The organism is Nonomuraea sp. NPDC003707 (genome assembly GCF_053587055.1).
In genome coordinates this window covers 599,188-622,834 of the sequence record NZ_JBSFNK010000003.1, presented here as the reverse complement: position 1 = coordinate 622,834, position 23,647 = coordinate 599,188, and the positions used below count along the sequence as shown (strand labels likewise).

Below are 23,647 nucleotides of genomic sequence, written 5' to 3'. Positions count from 1 at the left end.
CCGCCGGTCAGCGGGCGCGGGCCTTGCGGCGAAGCCCTGCCGCAGGCGCGGCCACTGTGTAAGTCTGTAAGCATGACCGAGCCCCCCATCGTCATCGAGCACCGCGAGCACGTGTGGTACCTGCTCGTCCAGGCCTCGCAGCTCGAGCACATGATCATGTGCCAGTACCTCTTCGCCGAGTTCAGCCTCAAGACCGATGGGCTCACCGGCGAGCAGCAGGCCGCGGTCGATCGCTGGCGCCAGGAGCTCCACGGCATCGCCGTACAGGAGATGCTCCATCTCGCCCTGGTGGCCAACCTCATGTCGTCCATCGGCGCCGCGCCCACCTTCGGCAGACCGAACTTCCCGCAGTCCTGCGGCGCGTTCCCGCCCTCGATCCAGATGCGGCTGCTGCCCTTCGGCGAGGCCGCCCTGGCCCACTTCCTCTACCTCGAACGGCCCGAGGGCATGGAGCGGCGCGACGCCGCCGAGTTCATCTCCTGCGATCCGCCGCCCGAGCCCATCGCGTCCGGCGAGATCTTCCCCCGCGCGCAGGAGTTCGCCACGGTCGGCCATCTCTACCGCGGCATCAAGGACGGCCTGACCACGCTGGTCGCCAAGTACGGCGAGGAGCAGGTGTTCTGCGGTTCGCCCCGGGCCCAGGCCACCCCGGAGCTGTTCCGCTGGCCCGAGATGGTGGCGGTGACCGACCTCGCGTCGGCGTGCGCCGCCATCGAGGAGATCATCGAGCAGGGCGAGGGAGCGCAGGGCGCCTGGCAGGACGCCCATTACGGCCGCTTCCTGAAGATCTGGGAGGAGTACCACGCGCTGCGCGCCGCCGACCCGGCCTTCGAACCCGCCCACCCCGCGCTCGGCGCCTTCACCCGCCAGCCCTTCGACGTGCGGGAGCCGCAGCCGCTCATCGGCGACCCGCGGACCCTGGCGCTGGCCGAGCTGTGCAACCTCGCCTACGAGGCGATCCTGTGGCTGCTCACCCGCTACTTCACGCACACCGACGAGAGCGAGGAAGAGCTCGAGGTCCTGATCGGCGCGGCGATCACGACGATGGCCGCCGTGCTGCGGCCGCTCGGCACCGAGCTGAGCCGGCGGCCCGCCGGCCCCGCCCATCCGGGACGCACGGCCGGGGCGGCCTTCGAGATGTACTACCTGATGGACAACGTGGTCCCCTGGCGCGAGGCCGCCTGGACGGTGCTGATCGAACGGCTGCGCCAGATCGCCGAGCGCTGCGCGTCCCACGCCGCCACGGACCCGGTGATCGCGGCGGCTTCGGAACAGGTCACGGCGGTGGCCGACTCGCTCGACGCCGTCCGGGCCAAGGCGGCCTCCGGCATCACGACCCCCGGCGGGCCCGCGTGACCCGCAGCGCGCAGGCCGCCCCGACCACGAGGAGGGCGGCGACGGCGGCGACGACCCGCAGGAGACCTTCGGCGGAGGAGGGGGCCGCGAAGTAGACGGTGCCGAGCCCGGCGACGGCCGTCACCCCGGTCAGCGTCGGGCCGGTGGAGTTGAGCGCCGAGATCGCCGAGGAGAGCCGCGGCTCCACCAGGTGCGTGATCCGCGCGATCAGCGGGCTGTAGCCGGCGGCGTGCCCGGCCCCCGCGAGCAGCAGCAGCGGTACGGTGCCGTACGGATGCCACTGGTCGCGATGGAGGAGCACCAGCAGGCCGGCCCCGGCCGCGAACGCGATCGGCCCGGCCACCGGCAGCGCGTTCCGCAGCCACCGGGGATAGCGGTTCCAGGTCAGGCTGAGCGCGCCGAAGCCGACGGCGTACGGGACGAACGCGAGCCCCGCCTGGAGCGGGGAGAAGCGCAGCGTGGACTGCAGATGCAGGGTCAGGGTCAGCAGGAAGACGGTGTAGCAGCCCATGACGATCCAGCAGGCCACCAGCCCCGGCTTCACCCCGCGCGGCCGCAGCGCCGCCAGGTCCAGCAGCGGGTGCCGCGCCCGGGTCTCGTAGCGGACGAACGCCACCAGCAGGGCGGCTCCGCAGGCGAGCGAGACCCATGCCCAGGCGGGCCAGCCCTGGTCCCGGCCGAAGATGAGCGGCATCGTGAACGCGGCCATGGCGACGGTCAGGAGAGCGGTTCCGGCCGGGTCGAGGCGTACCCGGTCGTCCGGGCCGGAGCCCAGCAGGACGCGCGGCCCGACCGCCAGCAGCACCGCGCCGATCGGGACGTTGATCAGGAACACCGGGCGCCAGGAGAGGCCGAACAGGTCGGCGCCCGCGACCAGCCCGCCGATCACCTGCCCCAGCGCGACTCCCAGGGCCAGCACCAGGCTGTACAGGCCGATCGCCCGGCGGCGGGCCGCTCCGTCCCAGTGCCGCTGGATGAGCGAGAAGACCTGCGGCATCAGCAGCGCCGCCCCCGCGGCTTGGGCGACGCGGGTCACCACCAGCAGGGGCGCGTTCGGTGCCAGCCCGCACAGCAGCGACGCCACCGTGAACCAGCCCAGCCCGACGAGGAACGCGCGCCGGTGCCCGACGATGTCGCCGATCCGCGCGCAGGTGACCAGGAGCACGCCGGTGGTCAGCAGGTAGCCCGACACGACCAGCTGGATCGCGGTGCTGCCGGCGTGCAGCCCGTCACGGATGGTCTGCGCCGCCACCGACACGATCGATCCGTCCATGGACGCCATGGCCTGGCCGGCGAGCAGCACGGCCAGCATCGGGCCACGGCGGGCGACGGTCACGGCGGGAGGAACGAGGGCGGTCATGCGGCCGAGTATCGGCCGCGCGCGTCCGGGCGGTCTTGAAGATATTTGCGCGCCGGACGCGGTCCGATCAGTCGCGAGCCTCCGGGATCCAGACGCGCATGGCCGACGGGCCGCGGCGGGCCCACGAGCGGTAGGGGATCAGGGGCACGGTGCGGTCCTCGCCGGACCGGTGGTGCCGGGCGGTGGCCACGACGGATCCGTGCTCCGCGGTGACGGTGTCCGGCAGCAGTGTCGCGTCCTCCAGCGCCCACGACGGCGGCAGGTCGACCGACTCCATGGCGAGCACCTCCGGCCCGCGCCGTACGGCCACGCAGCCGCGGATCGCGTCGACGCGGTGGTCCGGGCGGACGACCCGGGGCCGCAGGTCGAGGGTCAGCTCCAGCCGGTCGCCCGGCTGCCAGGTCCTGGTCAGCGTCATGCCGGCGGGCTCGGCGGGTGCGCCGTTGAGGCTGAGGCGGGTGTCCTGGGACCACTCCGGGTTGCGCAGGGTGATCGACGCCGGCCGGGCCGGCGCCTGCCGTACGGTGATCGTCACCACGCCGTCGTGCGGGTAGTCCGTCGTGACGTCCAGCTCGAACGGCTCGCCGGCCACGACGGCGTCGAGGGTGGACGAGGCGTACTGGTGGATCTGGATGCCGTCGGACGTGGTCGTGGCGAGATAGCCGCCCAGGCTCGCGAGGGTGCGGGCGAGGTTGGGCGGGCAGCAGGAGACCTCGTACCAGGCCTGGCGACGGCCGGCCCCGCCGCGGATGCACACGCCGTCGTCGTTGAGCGGGACGTCGCCGCTCGGGTGGCGCTGGTGCAGGGTGTTGGCGTAGAAGAACGAGCGGCCGTCCTCGCCGAGCGAGGTCGCGACGATGTTGTAGAGGGTGCGCTCGATGAGGTCGGCGTGGCGCGGGTCGCCGGTGGCCAGCAGCAGGCGCCAGCTGAACATGATCGACGCGACGCCCGCGCAGGTCTCGCAGTACGAGCGGTCCGGCGGCAGCACGAAGTCCTCGCCGAAGGCCTCGTCCATGTGGTGCGAGCCCATCCCGCCGGTGATGTACGTTCGGCGCTCGACGGTGTTGTCCCACTGGGTCCTCAGCGCGTCCAGCAGCTCCAGGTCGCCGGTCTCCACCGCGACGTCGGCCGCCCCGGCGGCCAGGTAGAGCGCGCGTACGGCGTGCCCGCGCAGCACGTCGGCCTTGCGGACGGGGAGGTCGTCCTGCGCGAAGGCCCGCCCGAACTCGATCAGCGGCAACGTGCCCGTGCCGCGCCGCTCGACGAACAGCGCCGCCTGGTCGAGGTAGCGACGCTCCCCGGTGGTGCGGAACAGCTCCACGAGCGCGACCTCGATCCCGGCGTGCCCGCACACCCGGTTCAGCCCGCCCGGCCCGAACATGACGCACACGTGGTCGGCGAGCCGGACCGCCACGTCGAGCAGCGACCTGGTGCCGTACGCCCGGTGGTGCGCGACCGCCGCCTGGATCAGGTGGCCGGAGCAGTACAGCTCGTGCCCCCAGGTGAAGTCGCTGTAGCGGGGGGCCTGCCAGGGGCGGCCGAAGAGCGTGTGCAGGTAGCCGTCGGGCTCCTGCGCCGCGGTGACCCGCCGGATCAGGTCGTCGGCGATCGTGTCGAGCGCGCTCGGACCCGAGTGCGCGCGCTCCCAGGAGATCGCCTCGATGATCTTGTAGATCTCCGAGTCGGCGAACTCGCGGCCACGGTGCTCGTAGCGGGCGCCGCTCGCGGCCCGGTCGAAGTTGGCCACCCAGCCGAGGCGCTCCATCCACTCGACCGCGTGCGGGATGACCGTCGAGCGGCTCACGCTCTGGAGCCGTCCCCAGAATCCCTCCGCCGGCCGGGCCCGGTCGAGGGGCATTGGCTGGAGCAGGGCGTGCGAGGGCTGGACGGGTGGCGCTGACATGGCACTCCTGGCTGGTTCTTCAGAGGTGGGGGCGGGCGGAGGACTCACGGACGACGAGCGCGGGCCTGACGACGAGATCGGGTGGCTGTGACTGCCCGTCGCGCAGGTGCAGCAGCTGCCGGAACGCCAGCCAGCCCAGGCGCTGGAAGTCCTGCTCCACCGTGGTCAGGGCGGGGGAGAGGAACCGGCTGAAGGGCTGGTCGTCGAACCCCGCCACCGACTTCCCGCCGGGGAGCGCCACACCGGCGTCGCGGAAGGCGCGCAACATGGCGGCGGCGACGACGTCGGTCGCGCAGAAGACGGCCGTGACGTCGTCGCGGTGCGCCAGCTCCAGCCCGAGCTCGTAGCCGCTGCGCGGGTCGAAGGTGGCCGCCCAGGTCGGCGGCGGCTCGATCCCGCGGGCCTCCAGGGCCGCGCGCCAGCCCGCCGTACGGCCGGACGGCCGGCCGAACGGCGGCTCGGTGACGTGGTGCACCGTGTCATGTCCCAGGTCGAGCAGGTGCTCGGTGACCAGGCGCCCGCCGCAGTGCTCGTCCATCACCGCGTACGGCACGTGCCCCGGGCGGCCGTCGAACCCGGTGACGCCGATCATCGGCACCGAGCTCGGCATACGGCCGATGACCCGCTCGCCCTGGGCGTCGAAGTCGATCACGATGACCCCCGCGATCTCCTGGCTGAGCGCGCGCCGGATCGACCCCTCCACGTCGCCGTCCACGGAGTCGATCACGCAGACGGTGACCGCGTAGTCGTTGTCCCGTGCCGCCCGCTCGATGCCGGCCAGCACCTCCGCGTACCCGTAGCGGTTGAGGTGCGACGCCATGACGGCGATCATCGACCGCGACCCCGAGATCAGCGTCCTGGCCACGCCCTTGGGCCGATAGTCCAGCTCTTTGACGGCGCGCATGACCCGAGCCACGGTCTCCGGCCGTACCCCGGAGGAGCCGTTGAGCACCCGCGACACGGTCGGGACGGAGACCTCCGCCAGCCGCGCGACATCCGCGATCCTCGCTCCTCGTGACATGTCGCAAATATATACATGAGTTCTGAAAAAATCATCAAAGAGGGGCGGGGCCGACCGACTGGCCCGGCACCAGCGTGCAGGGGATGAGGATGTTCGGAGGGGCGTCCGGCACCCCTTCGAGCTGGTCGATGAGCGCGTTCACGCCGAGGCGGCCCAGCTCGGTGGCCGGCGCCGTCATGACGGTCAGGGACGGCTCGATCATCTCGCCGAGCTCGGCGGTGGTGGCCGCGGAGATGATCGACAGGTCGTCCGGCACGCTGCGGCCGAGCGCCCGCGTCTCCTTGACCAGCCCCGCCGAGGCGCCCTCGTTCACCACGACGACGCCCGTCACCTCCGGGAAGTCCTCGCTGAGCCGGCGCGCCGCCTTCCGCCCTCCGGCCGACGTGCCCTCCACGGTGATGACGGTGGGCGGCTCGCCGGCGGCCGCCATCGCGTCGAGGTACGCGGACTTCACCCGCATGATCCAGCCGGGCTCGTTCCCGGTCGAGGCCCTCATCCGCAGGGTGACGAGCGCGATGCGCCGGTGGCCGAAGGAACGGAGATGCCCGACGGCCTGGTCGATCGTGGTGGTGAAGTCCATGTCGACGAACGGCAGGTCTTCGTCCTCGGTCCGGCCGATCAGCGCGAAGGGCAGCCCGGACGCGATCAGCCGGTCCACGCGGGGGTCGCGGAGCTGGACCTCCATGAGCAGCGCGCCGTCCACGAGGCCGCCGGCGAGCAGGTGGGACATCTGCTCGTCGTCGTTCACGGGCCACAGCACGAGGTCGTAGCCGCGCTCGCGGGCGCCGTGGGCGGCGCTCATGAGGAACTGGTTGGCCGTGGCGATCGGCCGCGCTTCGAGGTAGGGGTGCAGCAGCGCGAGGATGCGCGTGCGCGAGCTGGCCAGCGCGCGGGCCACGACGTTACGCCGGTAGCCGAGCTCCCGGATGGCCGCCTCGATGCGGGCCCGGGTCTCCGGAGCGACCCGCTTGGTGCCGTTGATGACGAAGGAGACCGTGGCGATGGAGACGCTGGCTCGCTCGGCGACATCGCGCATCGTGACCATGGATTGTCCCGCCTCCCACCTTGTGAGGACGCGCGAGCAACTCTATCGCGGCGTCGTCGGTAAATCGCTTAACTAGTTATTGACATCACAGTGCGATGAGCGCAACATACTTCACAAGCAAGCGCGGTTAAGCGCTTTACCGACAGATGTCCATGTTTCGGGAGCGATGCCTCACGCATCCCCGGCTCTCTCCGTGACTCCATCCGCCAGTGGCCTGCAAGAACCACCCCCCTATGCCGCCAAGGAGTAGCTCACATGAAGACAGCGCGAAAGTGCCCAGGAAAGGCGCCCAAAGTAGCTGTCGCGGCAGCGGCCCTCGTTCCTCTCTCCCTGACCGCCTGCGGCGGCTCGGCCTCCTCCGGCACCGGATCGCTGACCGTCCAGGACTACTACGAACCCTCGCACGACGCGATCTACAAAGCCTGCGCGAAGAGCGTCGGCGTCGAGATCAAGATCAACCACATCCCGGGCGCCGGGCTGATCTCCAAAGTGCTCCAGCAGAGCTCCTCGCGCACCCTTCCCGACGTGCTGATGCTCGACAACCCCGACGTGCAGCAGATCGCCGCCTCCGGCGCGCTCTCGCCGCTGACCGACTACGGGCTGAACGGCGACGGCATGGTGGACGCCGTGGTGAAGGCGGGCACGTACGAGGGCAAGCTGTACGGGCTCGCGCCGGCCGTGAACACCCTCAGCATCTTCTACAACAAGGACCTGTTCGCCGCCGCCGGCATCACGGCGCCGCCCAAGACCTGGGACGAACTGCGCGCGGCCGCGAAGAAGCTGACCCGGCAGGGCCGCTACGGCTTCGCCATGAGCAACATCAACACCTACGAGGGCTCGTGGCAGTTCCTGCCGTTCATGTGGGGCAACGGCGGCTCCGAGCAGAACATCGCCACCCCCGAGACCGCGCAGGCGCTGCAGTTCCTCCTCGACCTGCAGAACGACGGGTCGATCTCCAAGAGCTCCATCAACTGGGGCCAGGGCGACGTGGTCAACCAGTTCGTCGCCGGCAAGGCCGCGATGGTGGTCAACGGCCCGTGGGTGATCCCGCAGCTGGAGAAGGAGACGAACCTGAAGTGGGCGGTGTTCACGATCCCCACGCGGCTGGCGTCGCAGACCACGGTCGCGCCGCTCGGCGGTGAGGCCTACGTGGTGCCGCGGACCGGCGACAAGGCCAAGATGGGCAAGGCCGGGGAGTTCGTGAAGTGCCTCATCTCGCCGGACAAGCAGCTCGAGTCGGCGAAGATCGAGCAGACCATTCCGTCGACCCTGAGCGTCGCCGCGGAGTTCGGCAAGACCAGCGAGGTGATCGCGCCGTTCGTCACGGCGGTGAAGACCGCACGCGCGCGCACCGCGATTCTCGGGCCGGACTGGCCGAAGGCGGCGACGAAGATCTACACCGCCGTGCAGGCCGCCCTGACGGGCAAGGCCGCTCCCGCGGAAGCGCTGCAGCAGGCGCAGAACCAGCAGTAGGGGTGGCTCGTGAGCTCGGCCAACCTTCGTCTCGCCGAAACCGGAGAGCCCCTCGAAAGGGATCGCCGGAGAACGGCCCGCCTGATCCGGCACGGCGCGCAGTGGCTCTTCTCGCTGCCGGCCGTCGTCTTCGTGGCGGTGTTCTTCGGGTATCCCATCGTGCAGAACGTCGTCATGAGTTTCCAGGAGTACACGACCTCGACCTTCTACACGGGAGAGGCGCCATGGGTCGGCCTGGCCAACTATGCGAAGTCCCTGTCGAGCGGCCTTTTCACGACCACTCTGGTGAACACGGCCCTGTTCACGGTCGGGTCGATCTCCTTCCAATTCGCGATCGGGCTCGCCCTGGCGCTGTTCTTCAAACGCAATTTCCCGCTGAGCGGTTTCCTGCGGTCGTTGTTGCTGCTTCCGTGGCTGCTGCCGCTGATCGCCTCCAGCGCGGTCTGGAAATGGATCCTCGACCAGGAGAGCGGTGCCCTGAACCAGTTTCTCGGCCTGTTCGGCGTCGATCCGATCCCCTGGCTGGTCAGCCCGGGCCTCGCGCTCGTCGGCGTCATCGGCGTGAACATCTGGCTCGGGATCCCGTTCAACGTCGCGATCCTCTACAGCGGCCTGCAGGGAGTCCCCCGGGAGCTCTACGAGGCGGGTTCGCTGGACGGCGCGGTCGGCTGGAAGGCGTTCCGGCACATCACCTGGCCGAGCATCCGTCCGGTGGTCAGCGTCGTCCTCGTGCTCGGCGTCGTCTACACGCTCAAGGTCGTCGACATCATCCTCGGCCTGACCGGCGGCGGCCCGGCCAACTCCACCCAGACGCTGGCCACGAACGCCTACAACAAGTCCTTCGTCGAGTTCGACTTCGGGCAGGGCGCCGCGCTGAGCAACATCCTCATCGTGGTGTCGCTCGTCTTCGCCATGGTCTACCTCTACCTCTCACGCCGGGAGCCCGACGAGTGAACACCTCATCGACCGCGCGCCGGCTGCCCATGACCGTGCTGGGCATCGTCTTCCTGGCAGTGATGATCTTCCCGGTCTACTGGATGGTCAACAGCAGCTTCCAGGCCAGCTCCGGAGCCGCGACCACGGACTTCTTCCCGATCCACCTGACGTTCTCCGGCTATGCGACGGCGATCTCCGAGCAGGGCCCGAACTTCGTCACGAGCCTGACCATCGCCCTCGGGGCGGTCGTGCTGACGCTGCTCGTCGCCGCCCCCGCCGCCTACGGCCTGTCCCGCTTCCGGAGCCGCGGCGCCAACGCGTTCGTGCTGGTGCTGCTGGTCACGCAGATGATCCCCGCCATGGTCATCGCGAACGCGCTCTATCCCCTGTTCAACTCGCTCAACCTGCTCAACAACGTGTTCGGCCTGATCCTCGCCAACACCGCCGGCGACATCCCGTTCGCGGTGCTGCTCATCCGCGCGTTCATGGGGTCCATCCCCAGGGCGCTCGTGGAGGCGGCGCTGGTGGACGGCGCGGGCAACTTCCGGGCGTTCGTCTCGATCGTCGTGCCGATCAGCAAGAACGCGATCGTGACCGCCGCGCTCTTCACCTTCCTCAGGGCGTGGAGCGACTTCCTGTTCGCGCTCACCCTGACCAGCACCCCCGAAGTCCGGCCCATCACGCTCGGCATCTACGACTACATCAACGCCAACAGCGAGGACTGGTCGGCCGTGATGGCCACCTCGGTGCTCGCCTCCATCCCGGCGGGCCTGCTGCTGATCTTCGCCCAGCGCTACATCGCGTCCGGCGCCATCAACGGCGCGATCAAATGAGAAAGGAACCTGTGTGAAGACCCACGTCACCGTATGGGGCGAGAACCGCCACGAGCAGCTCGAACCCCGGGTCGCCGAGATCTACCCGGACGGCATGCACAACGCCATCCGCCGGGGGATCGAGGGCTGGCTGGGTGACAGCGCGACCGTCGCCACGGCCACGCTGGACGACCCCGAGCACGGCCTGACCGAGGAGGTGCTCGCGAACACCGACGTGCTCATCTGGTGGGGTCACGCCGCCCACGCGGAGGTGGCCGACGAGGTGGTGGAGCGGGTGCACCGGCACGTCCTGTCGGGCATGGGGCTGGTGGTGCTGCACTCCGGCCACTGGTCGAAGATCTTCACCAAGCTCATGGGCACCACGTGCACGCTGCGCTGGCGCAGCGAGAACGACCGCGAGCTGGTCTGGACGGTGAACCCGACCCACCCCATCGCCCGCGGCATCCCGCACCCCATCGAGATCCCCGCCCAGGAGATGTACGGCGAGCAGTTCGACATCCCCACGCCCGACGAGCTGATCTTCATCAGCTCCTTCAGCGGCGGCGAGGTCTTCCGCAGCGGCTGCACCTTCCGGCGCGGCAACGGCAAGATCTTCTACTTCAGCCCCGGCGACCAGGACTACCCCGTCTACCACCACCCGGACGTGCTGCACGTCATCGCCAACGGCGCCGAGTGGGCGGCCGGCGACCGGTCGCGGCGCGAGCTGCCGATCCTGCTCCGCTACGAGACGGGCGACTTCTTCAACGGGCACGGCTACCGCGGCGCCCTGCACAACAAGGAGCACGCCGAGTGAACCGTTCGGGCGCGCGCCCGCTCCGTATCGTGCAGGTCGGGGCGGGCGCGATGGGCGTCGCCTGGCTGCGGACCCTGGCGGAGTCCGGCGACGTCGAGCTGGTCGGGGTGGCCGACCTCGACACGGACCGGGCGGCGCAGGCCGTACGGGCCGTCGGCCTGGACGCCGAGGTCGGCGCCTCGCTCAGCGAGCTCCTCGCGACCGGGCCGGATGCGGTCGTGAACGTCACGATCCCGGCGGCCCACACCGCGGTGAACGTCGAGGCGCTGTTCGCCGGGCTGCCGGTGCTGTGCGAGAAGCCGGCCGCGCCGACCCTCGCCGAGGCGCTCGTCCAGGCCGCCGCCGCCGAGGCGACCGGGCGGCTGCTGATGATCAGCCAGTCGCGCCGGTACTTCGCCGCCCTGGAGGCGTACCGGAGCCGGATCGCCGAGCTCGGCCCGATCGGGCTGCTCACCACCGGGTTCTTCCGCGCCCCGCGCTTCGGCGGCTTCCGCGACGAGATGGAGCAGCCGCTGCTGGTCGACATGGCCATCCACGCCTTCGACGCCGCCCGCCACCTGCTCGGCGCGGAGCCGATCTCGGTCGGCTGCGAGAGCTGGAACCCGCCCTGGAGCTGGTACCGGGGCGACGCGGCGGCGACGGCGACCTTCCTGTTCGAGGAGGGCACCCGTTACGTGTTCACCGGCAGCTGGTGCGCGGAGGGGGCGGAGACGTCCTGGAACGGGGAGTGGCTGGCCAGCGGCGCCCAGGGCACCGCCACCTGGGACGGTGAGGACCGCGTCACGTCCAGCACCGGCGGCGCCGTGGACGTGCCGCGGGGTGACCGGGAGCAGATCGCCGGGGCGCTCGCGGAGTTCGTGGCGGCGCTGCGCGCGGGGGTGGAGCCGCCGGGGGCGGTCGCGGGCAACGTCCGCAGCCTCGCGATGGTCGAGGCGGCGGTCCGCTCCGCGGAGACGGGTGAGCGCGTCGAGATCGACGCGCTGCTGGACCGCGCCTACCACGACGCGCTCTCGCACCCCCTACGCGAGGAGATCCGTACGCGGCTCGAGTCCTGGGGAACGGCGACGGCGGCGCTGCCGAGACAGCGGGCCGTCACGAGCTGACGCCGACGAGCTCCTCCAGCGCGGCGGCCATGCCGTCCGGCCGCGGTCGTTGGCCGCGGCCGGCCGCACCGCCGTCAGCCGGTCGGGCACAGGGCGAAGACGCGGGCCGGGAAGCCGGATCCGCCCTGGGGCTTGGGCCAGGTCGCCACGATCAGCGCGCCCGTCTCGGGCACCTGGTCGAGGTTGGCCATCAGCTCGATCTGCCACCGGTCCCGCGCCAGGACGTACAGCTCCAGGCTGAAGTCGCCTTTGGACGTGGCCGACCCGGGATCGGTGTCGGTCTGCTCATGGCCGATCGCGGTGACGCCGGCCTGCTCGAACAGGTACCGCAGCACGTCGGCCGACCAGCCGGGGGTGTGGCTGACCCCCGCAGCGTCCCTGTTGGCCATCGCGTCCCGGTCCGGCCAGCGCCGGCCCCAACCGGTCCGCAGCGCCACGAACGCCCCGGCGGGGATCCTCCCGTTGCGCCGCTCCCATGCCGCGACGTCCTCCATCGTCGGGGTGGCGTCCGGATCGGCCTCCACGCGCTGGGTGATGTCGAGCACCACCAGCGGCAGGATCATCTCCTCGACCGGGATCTCGTCGACGGTCCGCGCGCCGGCCACGAAGTGCACGGGCGGGTCCACGTGCGTGCCCCACTGCCCGACGAGCGTGTACAGGTGGACGTTGAAGCCGTCCCCGCGGTCCATGTCGAAGACCTTCTCGCGCCGCTCGTCCGGGAACGCGGCGAAGTGCGGCTGCCCCGGGCGGAAGGCGTGGGTGAGGTCCACGCAGGTCGTCTTAGCGGCGAGCTCGCGGTAGGCCGACCACAGAGGGGGTTCCATGAGCTTGGTTCTCCTTCGTCTGGACAGGGGCGGGACGCGTACGGCGTCCGTGGCACAGGTGGTACTACAAGTAGCAGATCGCCACGAACGGGACACCGAAGTACAAGGCGGCGACCTGGGAGCCGCGATTCGCCCGCCGGCTCGAGAACGCCCTGCGGGGAAGCCCGGACCAGCCCCGGTAATCGCGTCATGCGCTCGGATGAGCCGCCGGGCCCCCGGGCGGCTCGTGCGCCGTACGGTCCGCGCGTCGTGCAGCCCCTTCGGTCGGACGGGAACGTGCGGCGCGTACAGTCCTGCGGGTGGAGGTGCGGTGATGCCGGAATGGCTGGAGGCGGGGCTGTGGGGGTCGGTGGCCGGCGGGGCCCTGGTCGTGGGAGCCGCGGTCGCCTGGTCGGTGAAGGTCCCGGCGCGCTGGATCGCCATGATCATGGCCTTCGGGGCCGGTGTGCTGATCTCGGCGCTGTCGTTCGAGCTGATGGACGAGGCCGAGCGCGCCGGCGGGCTCTTACCGGCCGCCGTCGGCTTCCTCGCCGGCGCCTGCGCCTACGTGGCGGCCAACGCGCTGCTGGCCCGGTACGGCGCGCGGCACCGCAAGCGTTCGGGCGATCAGCAGCCGAGCGAGGCCGACGTCCAGGGGAGCGGGGCGGCGATCGCGATCGGCGCGCTGCTCGACGGCGTCCCCGAGTCCGTGGTGCTCGGCCTGTCCCTGGTGGGCGGGGGGAAGATCGGGCTCGCCGTGCTCGCCGCGGTGTTCATCTCGAACGTCCCCGAAGGGCTCTCCAGCGCCGCCGGGATGAAGCGCGCGGGCCGCGGCCCCGGCTACGTGTTCGGCATCTGGGGTGGGATCGCGCTGGCCAGCGGCCTGGCGGCGCTGCTCGGCAACCTGACCATGCAGTCCGCCTCGCCCGCGTTCACCGCGGTGATCATGGGGGTGGCGGCGGGCGCGATCCTCGCCATGGTGGCCGACACGATGATCCCCGAAGCCTTCGAGCGCGCGCACACCCTCACGGGGCTCATCACCACGATCGGATTCCTGGCGGCCTTCGCCATCGAGCGCCTGGCCGAGTGAGCCCTCACCGGCTGAGCCACCGCCGGGAGACGCGGATCCGCAGCCGGCCGTAGGGGAGCGTCCCGGTGACCAGGACGTGCGGAGCGCCGGGACGTGGACGGCCCGGCGCCTCGCAGGTCACGCGGCCCCAGTCGGTGCGCACCCCGTCGGTGTTCGCGGTCGCGCCGCGCGGCAGGACGATCGTGGCGGATCCGTAGTCGAGCCGAAGGCCGATCTCGATCTCGGCATGCGCGATGACGGCCCGGGACAGGTCCAGCCGTACCTGGCCGTACTCGGACTCGATCCGCAAGCGGCGCGGGACCTGCCAGTCGCCCGCCCGCCTGATGCGGCCGCCGGTGGAGCTCAGCTCCACCGTCTCGTCCGGGAGCTCCGGCAGGTCGGCGGTGACCGCCACCAGGTCGCCGTGGGAGGTGGCGGTGAGCGCCCGTTCGAGCCGCTCCTCCATCTCGGCGGAGCCTAGCCGGCCGTCGGCGAAGGCCTGCTGAAGTCGTTGGACGACCATGTCGCGGTCGCCGTCGGAGACTCGCGTCCGGAGTTCCATGGTTGCCTTCCTGTTCGGTCTGGGCGGCTCGCCGGTCAGAGGTCGAGGTCCTCGACGACGGGGCGTTCGGCGATCCCGGCGATCCGGTCGTGGAACTCGGCGGGGATCCTGCCGCGCAGCTCCTCGATCGTGCCGACGACCTCCACGACGGCATCGCCCGGCACGAAGCCCCAGCTCGTCTCGCCCAGGCCGAGGTAGCCGAGCCAGTCGTCGGACTCCGAGCCGCTCACCCAGTCGGGCGAGCGATCGACGTGCAGGACGAACGTGCCCTTGCCCGAGCGGTACACCCGGAACGTCTCCACCCGCCCGCTGCGGCTGGTGCGGCCCCACTCGCCGAGCAGCACCCCAGAGAAGCGCCGCTCGTCCCCGGCGACCTGGATGACGATCTCGTCGTATCCCTGCCGGCGGCCCTCCTCCGCCTCGACGTAGCGCCTCAGCGCCTCGCTGATCGCCGCCGCCGGCGTGCCGCCGGCCAGGCCCTGCGCCCGCTCCAGCAGCGGAAGGTCCTCGTCCGGGATCTCGATCGTCGTGCCGCGCACCATGGCCGCCCTCCTCGTGTATACGTATAAGCCTACGTATAAGGGAGGATGATGGCAACAGGGTCAGAACAGGCCCGGCTGCTCGCTCGGCCGGTGCGGCGGCCGTTTGGGCGCGAGGCCGCCGATGGCGTCGAGGTCGTACAGGGACCGCCAGCGCGTGCGGCCCCCCTCGGCCAGCAGGCGCCGCAGCAGCCGCGCCGTCACCTCGGCGTCCGGCAGGGCCCGGTGGCGGCCGGCCGGGCGGGGGATGCCCAGGTGCGCGAGCAGCGTGTCCAGGCTGTGGGAGGGTAGCCGCGGATACAGGTGGCGGGCCAGCCGTACGGTGTCGAGCAGCGGGGCGGCGGCCAGTCGCGGGCACCACGACCGCAGCCCGGCGATCAGGGCCGCCTCGGTCGCGGCGTGATGGGCGACGAGCCGGTACGGCGGTGCCGTCAGGCGGTCGTCGAGAGCGGCCATGACCTGCTCGGCCGGTGGGGCGGTGGCGAGCATGGCCTCGGTGATGCCGGTCTGCCGCACATCCCACGGGGTGACGGCCACGCCCGCCGGCGGGGCCATCAGCGACTCGAACCGCCACACCTCGGCCAGGTCGCCGCCGCTCGCTTTGACGGCGCACACCCCCACCTCGACCGGCACCAGGGGACGCCCCTGCGGCGTCAGCCCTTCGAAGTCGATGACGACCAGAGTGTGGCGGGTGAAAACGGCGTCGTCGTACAAGGCGATCCGTGCTGCGGGCGCGTCCACGCGGTGACGGTACCCCGTCGCCCGTCCGCACACCCGCGATGTGGAAGGTCGACTACCGCGCCTAGGAGGTCGCGCCGGCGCGAGTGACGAGGGTGACGAAGGTGAGGCGGGCCGAGCCCACCCGGCCGGTGACCTCCCAGCAGCCTTCGACGGGGAAGTACACGCCCGTGGCCTGGAAACCCGTGTCGCCGTAGCCGTCGGGCACGTCGCTGCGCAGCGGCGCGGCCGGTCCGTCCAGCCGCCGCCCGCTGATCTCCAGCTTGCCCGCGACCCCCCGCCACCAGCCGTACTTCATGGAGATAGAGCCGTCCGGCCGGACGAACTCGGCGCCGGCCTCGATGACGCCGTCCGGCTCCAGCCCGCCTACCCACAGGCTCCCGGCGCCGTGGGAGCTCTCCCTGCCGAAGAACGGCCCGGGCGTGCCGTTCGAGGAGGTCGGGGCGGGGCTGGGCAGCGTCACCGGGCAGTCGCCGGGGCCCGCTCCGGAGGAGCAGGCCGGGCAGGACAGGACGGCGGCGAGGGTGAGGACGACCGGCAATCTCATGCCCGGCATACACCGGAGAGGGCCGGACGGTTCCGGAGCCGCGGGCTCAGAAGGTGAGGAGGGAATGGCAGTGGTGGGCCACGAACGAGGCGAAGCCGGGCACCAGCGCCACCGCCGCCGGCCCGCTCAGCAGCAGGGCCACGCTCGCCACCCCGGCCAGGCGCTCCACGCGCCTGAGCGGGGAGGCGGGGTTGAGCATGCGGCGTACGCGCAGGAGCGCGGTGTCGCCGCCGGCGCCGAGCGCGAACGCGGGGGCCCGCCCGGTGGCCAGGCCGACGAGCGCGGCGGCGATCTGCACCCGGGGATGGCGCCGCGCCGCGACATCGTCCGCCAGCAGCTCGATCAGCCGGACGATCTCCGCCTCGGCCGCCCCGAACACGGGCACCTTCGGAAACGCCCTGGCCAGAGTGTGCGCCGCGGCGAGCGCCAGGTGATGCCTGCCGCGCAGGTGGGCGCGCTCGTGCGCCAGGACGGCGGCGACCTGCTCGGGGGTGAGGCTGCGCAGGGCCCCGGTGGTGATGACGGTCTGGGCGCGCCTGCCGGGCAGGCAGTAGGCCAGCCGCTCGTCGTGGTCGAGCACGATCGCGTCGAGGTCGCGGTCGCGCCGGCCGAGCAGGCCGAGCATGGCCGCGTGCGCACGTCGTTCCGTGCTCGTCCTGACCAGGACGAGCACGGCGCACGCGAGCAGCCGCGCCAGCACCGCGCCCGCGGCCAGGAGCGCGCCCGCGCCGGCCACGGTCAGGCCGTCGCCGTCCGACAACATCGCCGCGCAGATCTCGAACAGCCCGGCCAGCCCGTGCCCCACGACGTCGGCGGGCACGGCGAAGGCGAACGCGGCCAGGACGGCGGAGGCGACCACGGACGCGCCGGCCGCCTGCCACATCGCGATCGCCAGCCGGGGCGCCCGGTCGGCCCAGCGCGCGGTCCGCATCAGCCGGGGCAGCCAGATCGCGGCGACCACCGTGTAGAGCGCCAGGACGGCGGCTGCGATCACGCCTGCCCGCCCTTGGGCGGGAACACCTGCAGGGCCGCCTCCAGGGCGGTCGCCTCCTCGGGGGTGAGCCGTTCGAGGAAGTGCACCAGTGTGGCGGCCTGGTTGCCGCTGCCGGCCAGCGCGGCCCGCATCAGGTCGGCCGTGTAGGCCTCCTTGGAGGCGACCGGCTCGTAGATGTAGGCGCGGCGGACGGGCTCGCGCTTGAGCAGGCCCTTGGTGTGCAGCTTGTCCATCACGGTCATGACCGTGGTGTAGGCGATGGTGCGCTCCTGCCGCAGTTCTTCCAGCACGTCCCGGACGGAGGCAGGCTGCCGCCGGGCCCACATCCGCTCCATGATGGTGGATTCGAGCTCTCCTAGGCCGCGCGTCATGACGCGAATGCTATCCGCGGTCGTAGTTCCGGAACAGCGCTCATACGGAGGAGGGGTATAGTCGGCCCGGTAATCCGTACATGGATGTACGAGTTAAAGGGGTTTTCGGATGCCATCCATACAGGTGCGGTTGTCGGTGAACGGCCGCCGGCACGAGCTGGAGCTCGACACCCGCGTCAGCCTGCTCGACTGTCTGCGCGAACACCTCGGCCTGACCGGGACGAAGAAGGGGTGCGACCAGGGCGCCTGCGGCGCCTGCACGGTGCTGGTGGACGGCGAGCGGGTCAACTCCTGCCTCGTGCTCGCCGCCCAGTGCCAGGACGCGGAGATCACGACCATCGAAGGGCTCGGCGAGCCGGGGCGGGCGCTGCGGGAGGCGTTCGTGCGTCACGACGGCCTGCAGTGCGGCTACTGCACGCCGGGGCAGATCTGCTCGGCGGTGGCCATGCTCGCCGAGCACGACGCGGGGGTGCCGAGCGCCATCGGGGCGGCGAGCCTGACGGACGCCGAGATCAGGGAGCGGCTGGCCGGGAACCTGTGCCGGTGCGGCGCGTACAACGGGATCCTCGCGGCCGTGAGAGAGGTCGCCCGATGAACCCGTTCTCCTACGTCACCGCCACCGACCCGGCGGCGGCCCGCTCCCTCGCCGCCGAGGGAGCGAAATACCTGGCGGGCGGCACCAACCTCGTCGACCTGATGCGCGAGGGCATCGAGACGCCGGAACGGCTGGTGGACATCGGCCGGCTGCCGCTGGCCGGGATCGAGGACCTGCCCGGCGGCGGGCTGCGGATCGGCGCCCTGGCCCGCAACACGCGCGTGGCCGCCGACCCCCGGGTCCGCGACCGCTACCCGCTGCTGTCCCAGGCCATCGTGAACGGCGCCTCGCCCCAGCTGCGCAACCGGGCGACGGTGGGCGGCAACCTCCTGCAGCGCACCCGCTGCGGCTACTTCTACGACCGCCACTCGGCCTGCGGCAAGCGGGAGCCGGGTGCCGGCTGCGACGCCCTCGACGGGTTCAACCGCATGCACGCCGTCCTCGGCGCGGGGGAGAGCTGCATCGCCGTGCACCCGTCGGACATGTGCGTGGCCCTGGCCGCCCTCGACGCCGTGGTCAACATCGCCGGCCGCGACCCCGTGCCGCTGGTGGACTTCCACCTCCTCCCCGGGGACACCCCGCACGTGGAGACGGTGCTCCGGCCGGGCGAGCTGGTCACGTCCATCGACCTGCCACCCGTCCCTCCCGGCCACTCGGTCTATCTGAAGGTCCGCGATCGGGCCAGTTACGCCTTCGCGCTGGTGAGCGTGGCCGCCTTCACCCACCTGGAGGACGGGCGGGCGAGCCGGGTGCGCATCGCGCTGGGCGGGGTCGCGCCCAAGCCGTGGCGCGCGTACGAGGCCGAACGGCTCCTCACCGGCACCACGCTCGACGACCACCTCATCGACCAGGCCGCCGAGCGGGCCCTGGCGGACGCGCGGCCGCGCGAGCACAACGCGTTCAAGCCCGAGCTGGCCAGGCGGCTGATCCGCCGAGCCCTGAAGGGAGCCCACTCATGACCCTCGCATCGCGCGGCTTCACTCTCGCCGGCAAGGCGATGGCCAGGCTGGCCAGGCTCCTCCCTGACGGCAGGCCCGACCCCCTGGCCCACCAGCGCGCCGAACTGGGCCGCCCCGCCGACCGGCTGGACGGCCCCGCCAAGGCCGCGGGCGCCGTCCGCTACACGGCCGAGCACCGGCTCCCCGGCCTCGTCCACGCCGTCGTGGTCGGCAGCACCATCGCCAGGGGCCGCGTCACCACCATCCATGTGCCCCCGGCGCCCGGCGTGCTGCTCGTGATGACCCACCACAACGCGCCCGCGATGAAGCGCACCGCCGCCTACGCCACCCTCCGCGGCCCGCTGGGCGCCGCCGCGATGAGCCTGCCCGTGCTCAATACCGACGAGATCTTCTGGTACGGCCAGCCCATCGCGGTGGTCGTCGCCGAGTCCCCGGAACAGGCCAGGTACGCGGCCTCCCTGATCCACGCCGACTACCAGCGGTGGCCCGCCGCGCTGTCGATGACCGGGCAGCGGCCCTTCACGCCCGCGCACGCCGTACTGGAAGAGCCGGTGACCAGGATCGGCGACCCCCGCACCGCCCCGGCGGCGGTCACCGTCGAGGCCGAGTACGCCACGCCGCTCGAATACCACAACGCGATGGAGCCGCACGCCACCGTGGCCCGCTGGGAGGGCGACCGGCTCACCGTCCACGACGCCTCGCAATACCCCTACGGGGTCAAGGAGATGCTGGCCGGGAAGTTCTCGCTGGCCGAGGAGAACGTCCGCGTGCTCGCGCCGTTCATCGGCGGCGGCTTCGGCGGCAAGACCGTCGCCTGGCCGCACGTCTGGCTCGCCGTGGCCGCGGCCAGGCTCTGCGGCCGGCCGGTCAAGCTCGTCCTGTCGCGCGCCGACCTGTTCGCCATGACCGGCGGGCGGGCCCCGACCCGCAGCCGCGTCTCGCTCGGCGCCGACGCCTCCGGGCGGCTCACCGCGCTGGAGCACCACGCCGTGTCGTCGTGCAGCGCCGACGAGTTCGCCGAGGCCGCGGTCATCGCCTCCAGGCATCTGTACGCCTGCCCCAACCTGCACAGCGCCCAGCAGGTGGTACGCCTGGACCGCATCCAGAACGCCTTTTTCCGCGGCCCCGGTGTCGCGCCGGGCTCCTTCGCAGTGGAGTCGGCCATGGACGAACTGGCCTGGCGGCTCGGCCTGGACCCGCTCGAACTGCGCCTGCGCAACGAGCCGGACCGCGACCCGGCCGCGGGCAACCGGTTCACCAGCCGCCACCTGCGCGAGGCGTACCTGCTCGGCGCGGACGCGTTCGGCTGGTCCCGGCGTCCGCCCGTGCCCCGCGCGACCCGCGACGGCCGCTGGCTCATCGGGTACGGCATGGCCGCCGCGATCAACCCCGACGCCGTGCTCATCGCCGGGGTCAAGCTCCGCCTGTCCGCCGACGGCACGGTCACCGTCCGCAGCAGCACCAACGAACTGGGCGCCGGCACCTCGACCGCGCAGAGCCAGGCCACCGCCGACCGGCTCGGCCTGCCCCTCGACCGGGTCCGCTTCGAACAGGGCGACTCCGACGTGGCCAGGACCCGCATCCCCGGCGCCTCGGCCGCCACCACGACGCTCGCCTCGGCCATCTGGTCGGCCCGCGACAACCTCGTCCGCGAGCTGCTGAAACTGGCGCGCGGCACCGGTTCGCCGCTGGCCGGACTGTCGCCCGGCGAGGCGGAGACCCGCGACGGCGGCCTGTTCGGCCCCCGGGGTGGAGAGACCTACGAGCGCATCCTGGCCAGGGCCGGGGTGGACGGGGTGGAGGTGGAGGGCAGGTCGGCGCTGCCGTACCAGACGATCAAGCGCGGCACCTACTCCTACGGCGCGCACTTCTGCGAGGTGCGGGTGGACGAGGACACCGGCGAGACGCGGGTCACGCGCTGGGCCGGGGCGTTCGACGGCGGCCGGATCGTCAACCCCAAGCAGGCCACCGGCCAGATGCGCGGCGGGATCATCATGGGCATCGGCATGGCATTGACCGAGGAGGCGCTGCTCGACGAGCGCACGGGCCTGATCGTCAACCACAGCCTGGCCGACTATCACGTGCCCACGCACGCCGACGTGCCCGACATCGACGTCCGCTTCGTCGACCGGCCGGACCCGCAGACCCCACTGGGCGCCAAGGGCATCGGCGAGCTCGGCATCGTGGGCGTGGCGGCCGCCGTCGCCAACGCCGTCCACCACGCGACCGGCAAGCGCGTCCGATCCCTGCCCATCACCCCGGACAAGCTCATGCTTTGAATACGGTAGGGGGGTATGGTACGTTCGAGGAGTCGGAAGGGGGAGACATGGTCGGATACAGCGGCAGCAAGCAGGACCAGTTGCGGCGGCTGCGCCGGATCGAGGGTCAGGTGCGGGGGTTGCAGCGGATGGTCGAGGACGACAAGTACTGCATCGATGTCCTGACGCAGGTGTCGGCGGCCACCAGTGCTCTGCAGTCGGTGGCGATCTCCCTGCTGGAGGATCATCTGGCGCACTGTGTCGCCGAGGCCGCCGCTCAGGGCGGGCCGGAGGCTCAGGCGAAGGTCAAAGAGGCTTCCGACGCCATCGCGCGGCTTGTTCGTTCCTGACGGACATCACTGGAGAGGGTTGATCGATATGGCTACCGCTACCTACACCGTCACGGGCATGACCTGCGGGCACTGCGTGAGTTCGGTGAAGGAGGAGGTCGGTGAGGTGTCCGGGGTCACTTCGGTGGAGGTCGACCTGGCGAGCGGCCTGCTGACCGTGGAGAGTGACAGCCCCGTGGACGCGGCGGACATCGTGGCCGCGGTCGAGGAAGCGGGTTACGAGGTGACGAGTCGGTCATGAACGCGGCGAAGAGTGATACCCCCGGGAGGCTCCAAGTGTCCGGGAACGACTACACGTGACCCGAGGAGAGATCACATGCGACGGCTCGCCGCGCTCGACCCCGCCGAAGCCCCGGAGAAGTCCCGGGAGTTGCTGAACGACATCATCGGCCGCACAGGCTCGGCCGGTGAGATGATCTCCACCATGGCGCACTCGCCGGCGATGCTCCAGGGCTACCTGGACCTGTCGCGGGCCATGAAGCGCAGCAAGCTGCCCCGCGCCCTCAGCGAGAAGATCTCGCTCGCCCTGCAGGAGTGGATCGGCTGCGGGCTCTGCCTCGACGCGCACGCGGCGGGCGCCCGGGCGGCGGGGCTGAGCGAGACGGACATCGCCCTCGCCCGCCAGGGCACCTCCACCGACGCCCGGGAGGCGGCGCTCATCGCGGTGGCCACCCGCGTGCTGGCCGAGCCGTCGTCGCTGACGGACGAGGACGTGGCCGAGTTGAGGGCTCATGGCTGGAGCGAGCGGATCATCGCGGAGATCCCCGGCCTGGTCGCCCTCAACCTGCTCACCGGCTCCTTCAACCTGCTGGCCGGCCTGAAGCCGGCCGAGAAGGCTACGTGAGCGGGCAGAAGCGGGTCTCGAAGAGCGTGCTGAAGGTTTTGAGGAAGTCGTTCCAGTCGCCGTTCAGGTTGGCGACCAGCGTGTGGGTGCCCTCGCGCTCGCCCATCGCGTACGTCACCGAGCCCTGGATGAAGCCGCCCCCGCCCCAGAGCGTGACCCCGCACGGGAGCTTCTGGGAGTAGACGCCGAGGCCGTACCTGGTGTTCGGGACCCAGTCCGCGCCCTCCGTCGAGACGGTGGTGAACATCTCCTTCTGCTGCGCGGGCGCGAGCAGGCGGCCGCGCAGCAGGGCCCGCAGGAACCGGTGCAGGTCGGAGGTGGTCGAGACCATCCCGCCGGCGGCCCCGGCCCAGCTCAGGTCCGCGTGGGTCACGTCGTGGACCTCCGTGGGCCGGCCGGCCTCGTCGAACTTCGAGTAGTGCCGGGCGTGCGGGTCGCGGATCGTGTTGTCGGCGCCGGGCAGGTACGTGCCCGTCAGGTGCAGCGGGCGGGCGATGCGGCGGTCGATCTCGTCGGCGATGGTCGAACCCGTCGCCCGCTCGACGATCATTCCCGCGAGGTTGTAGTTGACCTTGGAGTAGATGAAGCGCTTGCCGGGCTCCTCGGGGCGCGGGGTCTCCTGGCCGGGGACGGCGTCGGGGAGCCCGCTGGTGTGGTTGAGCAGCTGCCTGATCGTGATCTTGGTGCCGTCCCCGCCGAGGTGCTCCTCCACCACGCCGGGCAGCCACTTCGCCACCGTGTCGTCCAGGCTCAGCTTGCCGTCGGCCGCCACCTGCAGGACCACCGTGCCCACGAACGCCTTGGTGAAGCTGCCGATGCGGAAGTGCTCGCCCGGCCGGCGGTGGCGTCCGGTCTCCAGGTCGGCCACCCCCGCCGTCCCGAACCACGGTGCCGCGTCGCCGTCCCTGAGCTCGGCGACGATGCCGGGGCCGCCGCCGTCGGCCACGGCCTGGTCGAGCGCGCGCTGGAGCTTGGCGTGGCCCCGGCCGGCCGCGGCGGCGGGGATCGTCATCGTGGTGGCCGTCGCGGTCAGAGCGGCGACGAGCAGGCCGGTACGGAGCATGGACATGGAGCCTCCAGAGAGGTCGGAAAGGGCGTGGTCATCCACCGGGCAGAGGCGCCGGCGATGACAAGCAACGCTAGTTGACTAATCCGGTCTTAGTCAACATGGGTTGCTTGAAAGTCCTCTCCGATC

Annotated in this window: 25 protein-coding genes; 13 read left to right on the top strand and 12 right to left on the bottom strand. The window is 71.7% G+C overall.

All coding sequences use genetic code 11. From position 1 onward, the window contains the following. The first annotated feature begins 72 nt into the window (after positions 1-72). Positions 73-1,356, top strand: coding sequence for a ferritin-like domain-containing protein (locus ACWDRB_RS10420; protein WP_363964736.1), 1,284 nt, complete (start codon positions 73-75; stop codon positions 1,354-1,356). Here ACWDRB_RS10420 and ACWDRB_RS10415 read toward each other — a convergent pair. The 4 genes from ACWDRB_RS10415 to ACWDRB_RS10400 form a co-directional block, all read right to left on the bottom strand. Beyond that, positions 1,331-2,716, bottom strand: a complete 1,386-nt coding sequence (locus tag ACWDRB_RS10415) for an MFS transporter (RefSeq protein WP_449892784.1) — start codon at positions 2,714-2,716, stop codon at positions 1,331-1,333. The two genes, ACWDRB_RS10420 and ACWDRB_RS10415, sit on opposite strands and share 26 nt — an antisense overlap. Before the next feature lie 67 nt (positions 2,717-2,783). Then, positions 2,784-4,619 carry a glycoside hydrolase family 127 protein gene (locus ACWDRB_RS10410; RefSeq protein WP_449892783.1) on the bottom strand — a complete coding sequence of 612 codons (1,836 nt, stop codon included), beginning with the start codon at positions 4,617-4,619 and terminating at the stop codon, positions 2,784-2,786. A 19-nt stretch (positions 4,620-4,638) separates the two neighbouring features. Beyond that, a complete protein-coding gene (locus tag ACWDRB_RS10405) occupies positions 4,639-5,640 on the bottom strand; it encodes a LacI family DNA-binding transcriptional regulator (protein ID WP_449892782.1) in 1,002 nt (333 codons plus the stop codon). Between the two features lie 34 nt (positions 5,641-5,674). After that, positions 5,675-6,685 (bottom strand): LacI family DNA-binding transcriptional regulator, encoded by a 1,011-nt coding sequence (locus tag ACWDRB_RS10400; protein WP_449892780.1) that lies wholly within the window; start codon positions 6,683-6,685, stop codon positions 5,675-5,677. Between the two features lie 255 nt (positions 6,686-6,940). On the opposite strand from ACWDRB_RS10400, the gene ACWDRB_RS10395 reads away from it, so the two are divergent. The 5 genes from ACWDRB_RS10395 to ACWDRB_RS10375 are packed head-to-tail and all read left to right on the top strand — an operon-like array spanning position 6,941 to position 11,823. Then, positions 6,941-8,158 (top strand): sugar ABC transporter substrate-binding protein, encoded by a 1,218-nt coding sequence (locus ACWDRB_RS10395; RefSeq protein WP_449892779.1) that lies wholly within the window; start codon positions 6,941-6,943, stop codon positions 8,156-8,158. A 9-nt stretch (positions 8,159-8,167) separates the two neighbouring features. Then, complete coding sequence (locus ACWDRB_RS10390) at positions 8,168-9,112, top strand: carbohydrate ABC transporter permease (protein WP_449892778.1); 945 nt, start codon at positions 8,168-8,170, stop codon at positions 9,110-9,112. Then, positions 9,109-9,927, top strand: coding sequence for a carbohydrate ABC transporter permease (locus ACWDRB_RS10385; RefSeq protein WP_449892777.1), 819 nt, complete (start codon positions 9,109-9,111; stop codon positions 9,925-9,927). Before ACWDRB_RS10390 ends, ACWDRB_RS10385 begins: the two co-directional genes overlap by 4 nt. Before the next feature lie 13 nt (positions 9,928-9,940). Further along, positions 9,941-10,720, top strand: a complete 780-nt coding sequence (locus ACWDRB_RS10380; RefSeq protein WP_364248832.1) for a ThuA domain-containing protein — start codon at positions 9,941-9,943, stop codon at positions 10,718-10,720. Beyond that, positions 10,717-11,823, top strand: a complete 1,107-nt coding sequence (locus ACWDRB_RS10375; protein WP_449892776.1) for a Gfo/Idh/MocA family protein — start codon at positions 10,717-10,719, stop codon at positions 11,821-11,823. Before ACWDRB_RS10380 ends, ACWDRB_RS10375 begins: the two co-directional genes overlap by 4 nt. A 74-nt stretch (positions 11,824-11,897) precedes the next feature. On the opposite strand, the gene ACWDRB_RS10370 is transcribed toward ACWDRB_RS10375, so the two are convergent. Continuing rightward, positions 11,898-12,647, bottom strand: a complete 750-nt coding sequence (locus tag ACWDRB_RS10370; protein ID WP_449892775.1) for a cyclase family protein — start codon at positions 12,645-12,647, stop codon at positions 11,898-11,900. Positions 12,648-12,960: 313 nt separating this feature from the next. Here ACWDRB_RS10370 and ACWDRB_RS10365 point away from each other — a divergent pair, with 313 nt between their 5' ends. Then, positions 12,961-13,716, top strand: coding sequence for a ZIP family metal transporter (locus tag ACWDRB_RS10365; RefSeq protein ID WP_350735119.1), 756 nt, complete (start codon positions 12,961-12,963; stop codon positions 13,714-13,716). A gap of 4 nt (positions 13,717-13,720) precedes the next feature. Here ACWDRB_RS10365 and ACWDRB_RS10360 read toward each other — a convergent pair whose 3' ends face one another. The 6 genes from ACWDRB_RS10360 to ACWDRB_RS10335 all read right to left on the bottom strand — a co-directional run bounded on the left by ACWDRB_RS10360 (position 13,721) and on the right by ACWDRB_RS10335 (position 17,446). Continuing rightward, positions 13,721-14,257, bottom strand: a complete 537-nt coding sequence (locus ACWDRB_RS10360; protein WP_449892774.1) for a DUF1707 SHOCT-like domain-containing protein — start codon at positions 14,255-14,257, stop codon at positions 13,721-13,723. 35 nt (positions 14,258-14,292) lie between these two features. Next, entirely contained in the window at positions 14,293-14,799 is a 507-nt protein-coding gene (locus ACWDRB_RS10355; RefSeq protein WP_449892772.1) for an EXLDI protein, read from the bottom strand. A gap of 60 nt (positions 14,800-14,859) precedes the next feature. Beyond that, positions 14,860-15,537, bottom strand: coding sequence for a 3'-5' exonuclease (locus ACWDRB_RS10350; protein WP_449892771.1), 678 nt, complete (start codon positions 15,535-15,537; stop codon positions 14,860-14,862). Between the two features lie 61 nt (positions 15,538-15,598). After that, positions 15,599-16,081 (bottom strand): hypothetical protein, encoded by a 483-nt coding sequence (locus ACWDRB_RS10345; protein WP_449892770.1) that lies wholly within the window; start codon positions 16,079-16,081, stop codon positions 15,599-15,601. A 46-nt stretch (positions 16,082-16,127) separates the two neighbouring features. Next, positions 16,128-17,075 carry a M56 family metallopeptidase gene (locus ACWDRB_RS10340; protein WP_449892769.1) on the bottom strand — a complete coding sequence of 316 codons (948 nt, stop codon included), beginning with the start codon at positions 17,073-17,075 and terminating at the stop codon, positions 16,128-16,130. After that, positions 17,072-17,446, bottom strand: a complete 375-nt coding sequence (locus ACWDRB_RS10335) for a BlaI/MecI/CopY family transcriptional regulator (RefSeq protein WP_350735128.1) — start codon at positions 17,444-17,446, stop codon at positions 17,072-17,074. The genes ACWDRB_RS10340 and ACWDRB_RS10335 overlap by 4 nt, the downstream gene beginning before the upstream one ends. Before the next feature lie 109 nt (positions 17,447-17,555). Between ACWDRB_RS10335 and ACWDRB_RS10330 the strand changes: the two genes are divergently transcribed. The 6 genes from ACWDRB_RS10330 (at position 17,556) to ACWDRB_RS10305 (ending at position 22,452) form a co-directional block, all read left to right on the top strand. Further along, positions 17,556-18,041 carry a (2Fe-2S)-binding protein gene (locus ACWDRB_RS10330; protein WP_449892768.1) on the top strand — a complete coding sequence of 162 codons (486 nt, stop codon included), beginning with the start codon at positions 17,556-17,558 and terminating at the stop codon, positions 18,039-18,041. Continuing rightward, positions 18,038-19,000, top strand: coding sequence for an FAD binding domain-containing protein (locus ACWDRB_RS10325; protein WP_449892767.1), 963 nt, complete (start codon positions 18,038-18,040; stop codon positions 18,998-19,000). The genes ACWDRB_RS10330 and ACWDRB_RS10325 overlap by 4 nt, the downstream gene beginning before the upstream one ends. Continuing rightward, entirely contained in the window at positions 18,997-21,279 is a 2,283-nt protein-coding gene (locus ACWDRB_RS10320) for a xanthine dehydrogenase family protein molybdopterin-binding subunit (protein WP_449892766.1), read from the top strand. The genes ACWDRB_RS10325 and ACWDRB_RS10320 overlap by 4 nt, the downstream gene beginning before the upstream one ends. Before the next feature lie 47 nt (positions 21,280-21,326). Then, positions 21,327-21,608 carry a metal-sensitive transcriptional regulator gene (locus ACWDRB_RS10315; RefSeq protein WP_355195314.1) on the top strand — a complete coding sequence of 94 codons (282 nt, stop codon included), beginning with the start codon at positions 21,327-21,329 and terminating at the stop codon, positions 21,606-21,608. A 28-nt stretch (positions 21,609-21,636) separates the two neighbouring features. Then, on the top strand, positions 21,637-21,849 hold the full coding sequence (locus ACWDRB_RS10310; RefSeq protein WP_449892764.1) for a heavy-metal-associated domain-containing protein: 213 nt from the start codon (positions 21,637-21,639) through the stop codon (positions 21,847-21,849). Between the two features lie 75 nt (positions 21,850-21,924). Continuing rightward, on the top strand, positions 21,925-22,452 hold the full coding sequence (locus ACWDRB_RS10305) for a carboxymuconolactone decarboxylase family protein (RefSeq protein WP_397369375.1): 528 nt from the start codon (positions 21,925-21,927) through the stop codon (positions 22,450-22,452). Here the strand turns inward: ACWDRB_RS10305 and ACWDRB_RS10300 are convergent. Continuing rightward, positions 22,445-23,521: a serine hydrolase domain-containing protein gene (locus ACWDRB_RS10300; protein ID WP_449892763.1), complete on the bottom strand. Its 1,077-nt coding sequence runs from the start codon at positions 23,519-23,521 to the stop codon at positions 22,445-22,447. The two genes, ACWDRB_RS10305 and ACWDRB_RS10300, sit on opposite strands and share 8 nt — an antisense overlap. Positions 23,522-23,647: the final 126 nt, after the last annotated feature.

Coding starts and splice junctions, on each gene's coding strand:
- ACWDRB_RS10370 (WP_449892775.1), bottom strand. CDS start 12,647: ATGGAACCCCCTCTGTGGTCGGCCTACCGCGAGCTCGCCGCTAAGACG.
- ACWDRB_RS10415 (WP_449892784.1), bottom strand. CDS start 2,716: ATGACCGCCCTCGTTCCTCCCGCCGTGACCGTCGCCCGCCGTGGCCCG.
- ACWDRB_RS10315 (WP_355195314.1), top strand. CDS start 21,327: ATGGTCGGATACAGCGGCAGCAAGCAGGACCAGTTGCGGCGGCTGCGC.
- ACWDRB_RS10320 (WP_449892766.1), top strand. CDS start 18,997: ATGACCCTCGCATCGCGCGGCTTCACTCTCGCCGGCAAGGCGATGGCC.
- ACWDRB_RS10400 (WP_449892780.1), bottom strand. CDS start 6,685: ATGGTCACGATGCGCGATGTCGCCGAGCGAGCCAGCGTCTCCATCGCC.
- ACWDRB_RS10335 (WP_350735128.1), bottom strand. CDS start 17,446: ATGACGCGCGGCCTAGGAGAGCTCGAATCCACCATCATGGAGCGGATG.
- ACWDRB_RS10355 (WP_449892772.1), bottom strand. CDS start 14,799: ATGGTGCGCGGCACGACGATCGAGATCCCGGACGAGGACCTTCCGCTG.
- ACWDRB_RS10310 (WP_449892764.1), top strand. CDS start 21,637: ATGGCTACCGCTACCTACACCGTCACGGGCATGACCTGCGGGCACTGC.
- ACWDRB_RS10395 (WP_449892779.1), top strand. CDS start 6,941: ATGAAGACAGCGCGAAAGTGCCCAGGAAAGGCGCCCAAAGTAGCTGTC.
- ACWDRB_RS10365 (WP_350735119.1), top strand. CDS start 12,961: ATGCCGGAATGGCTGGAGGCGGGGCTGTGGGGGTCGGTGGCCGGCGGG.
- ACWDRB_RS10300 (WP_449892763.1), bottom strand. CDS start 23,521: ATGTCCATGCTCCGTACCGGCCTGCTCGTCGCCGCTCTGACCGCGACG.
- ACWDRB_RS10410 (WP_449892783.1), bottom strand. CDS start 4,619: ATGTCAGCGCCACCCGTCCAGCCCTCGCACGCCCTGCTCCAGCCAATG.
- ACWDRB_RS10360 (WP_449892774.1), bottom strand. CDS start 14,257: ATGGAACTCCGGACGCGAGTCTCCGACGGCGACCGCGACATGGTCGTC.
- ACWDRB_RS10330 (WP_449892768.1), top strand. CDS start 17,556: ATGCCATCCATACAGGTGCGGTTGTCGGTGAACGGCCGCCGGCACGAG.
- ACWDRB_RS10405 (WP_449892782.1), bottom strand. CDS start 5,640: ATGTCACGAGGAGCGAGGATCGCGGATGTCGCGCGGCTGGCGGAGGTC.
- ACWDRB_RS10325 (WP_449892767.1), top strand. CDS start 18,038: ATGAACCCGTTCTCCTACGTCACCGCCACCGACCCGGCGGCGGCCCGC.
- ACWDRB_RS10420 (WP_363964736.1), top strand. CDS start 73: ATGACCGAGCCCCCCATCGTCATCGAGCACCGCGAGCACGTGTGGTAC.
- ACWDRB_RS10305 (WP_397369375.1), top strand. CDS start 21,925: ATGCGACGGCTCGCCGCGCTCGACCCCGCCGAAGCCCCGGAGAAGTCC.
- ACWDRB_RS10345 (WP_449892770.1), bottom strand. CDS start 16,081: ATGAGATTGCCGGTCGTCCTCACCCTCGCCGCCGTCCTGTCCTGCCCG.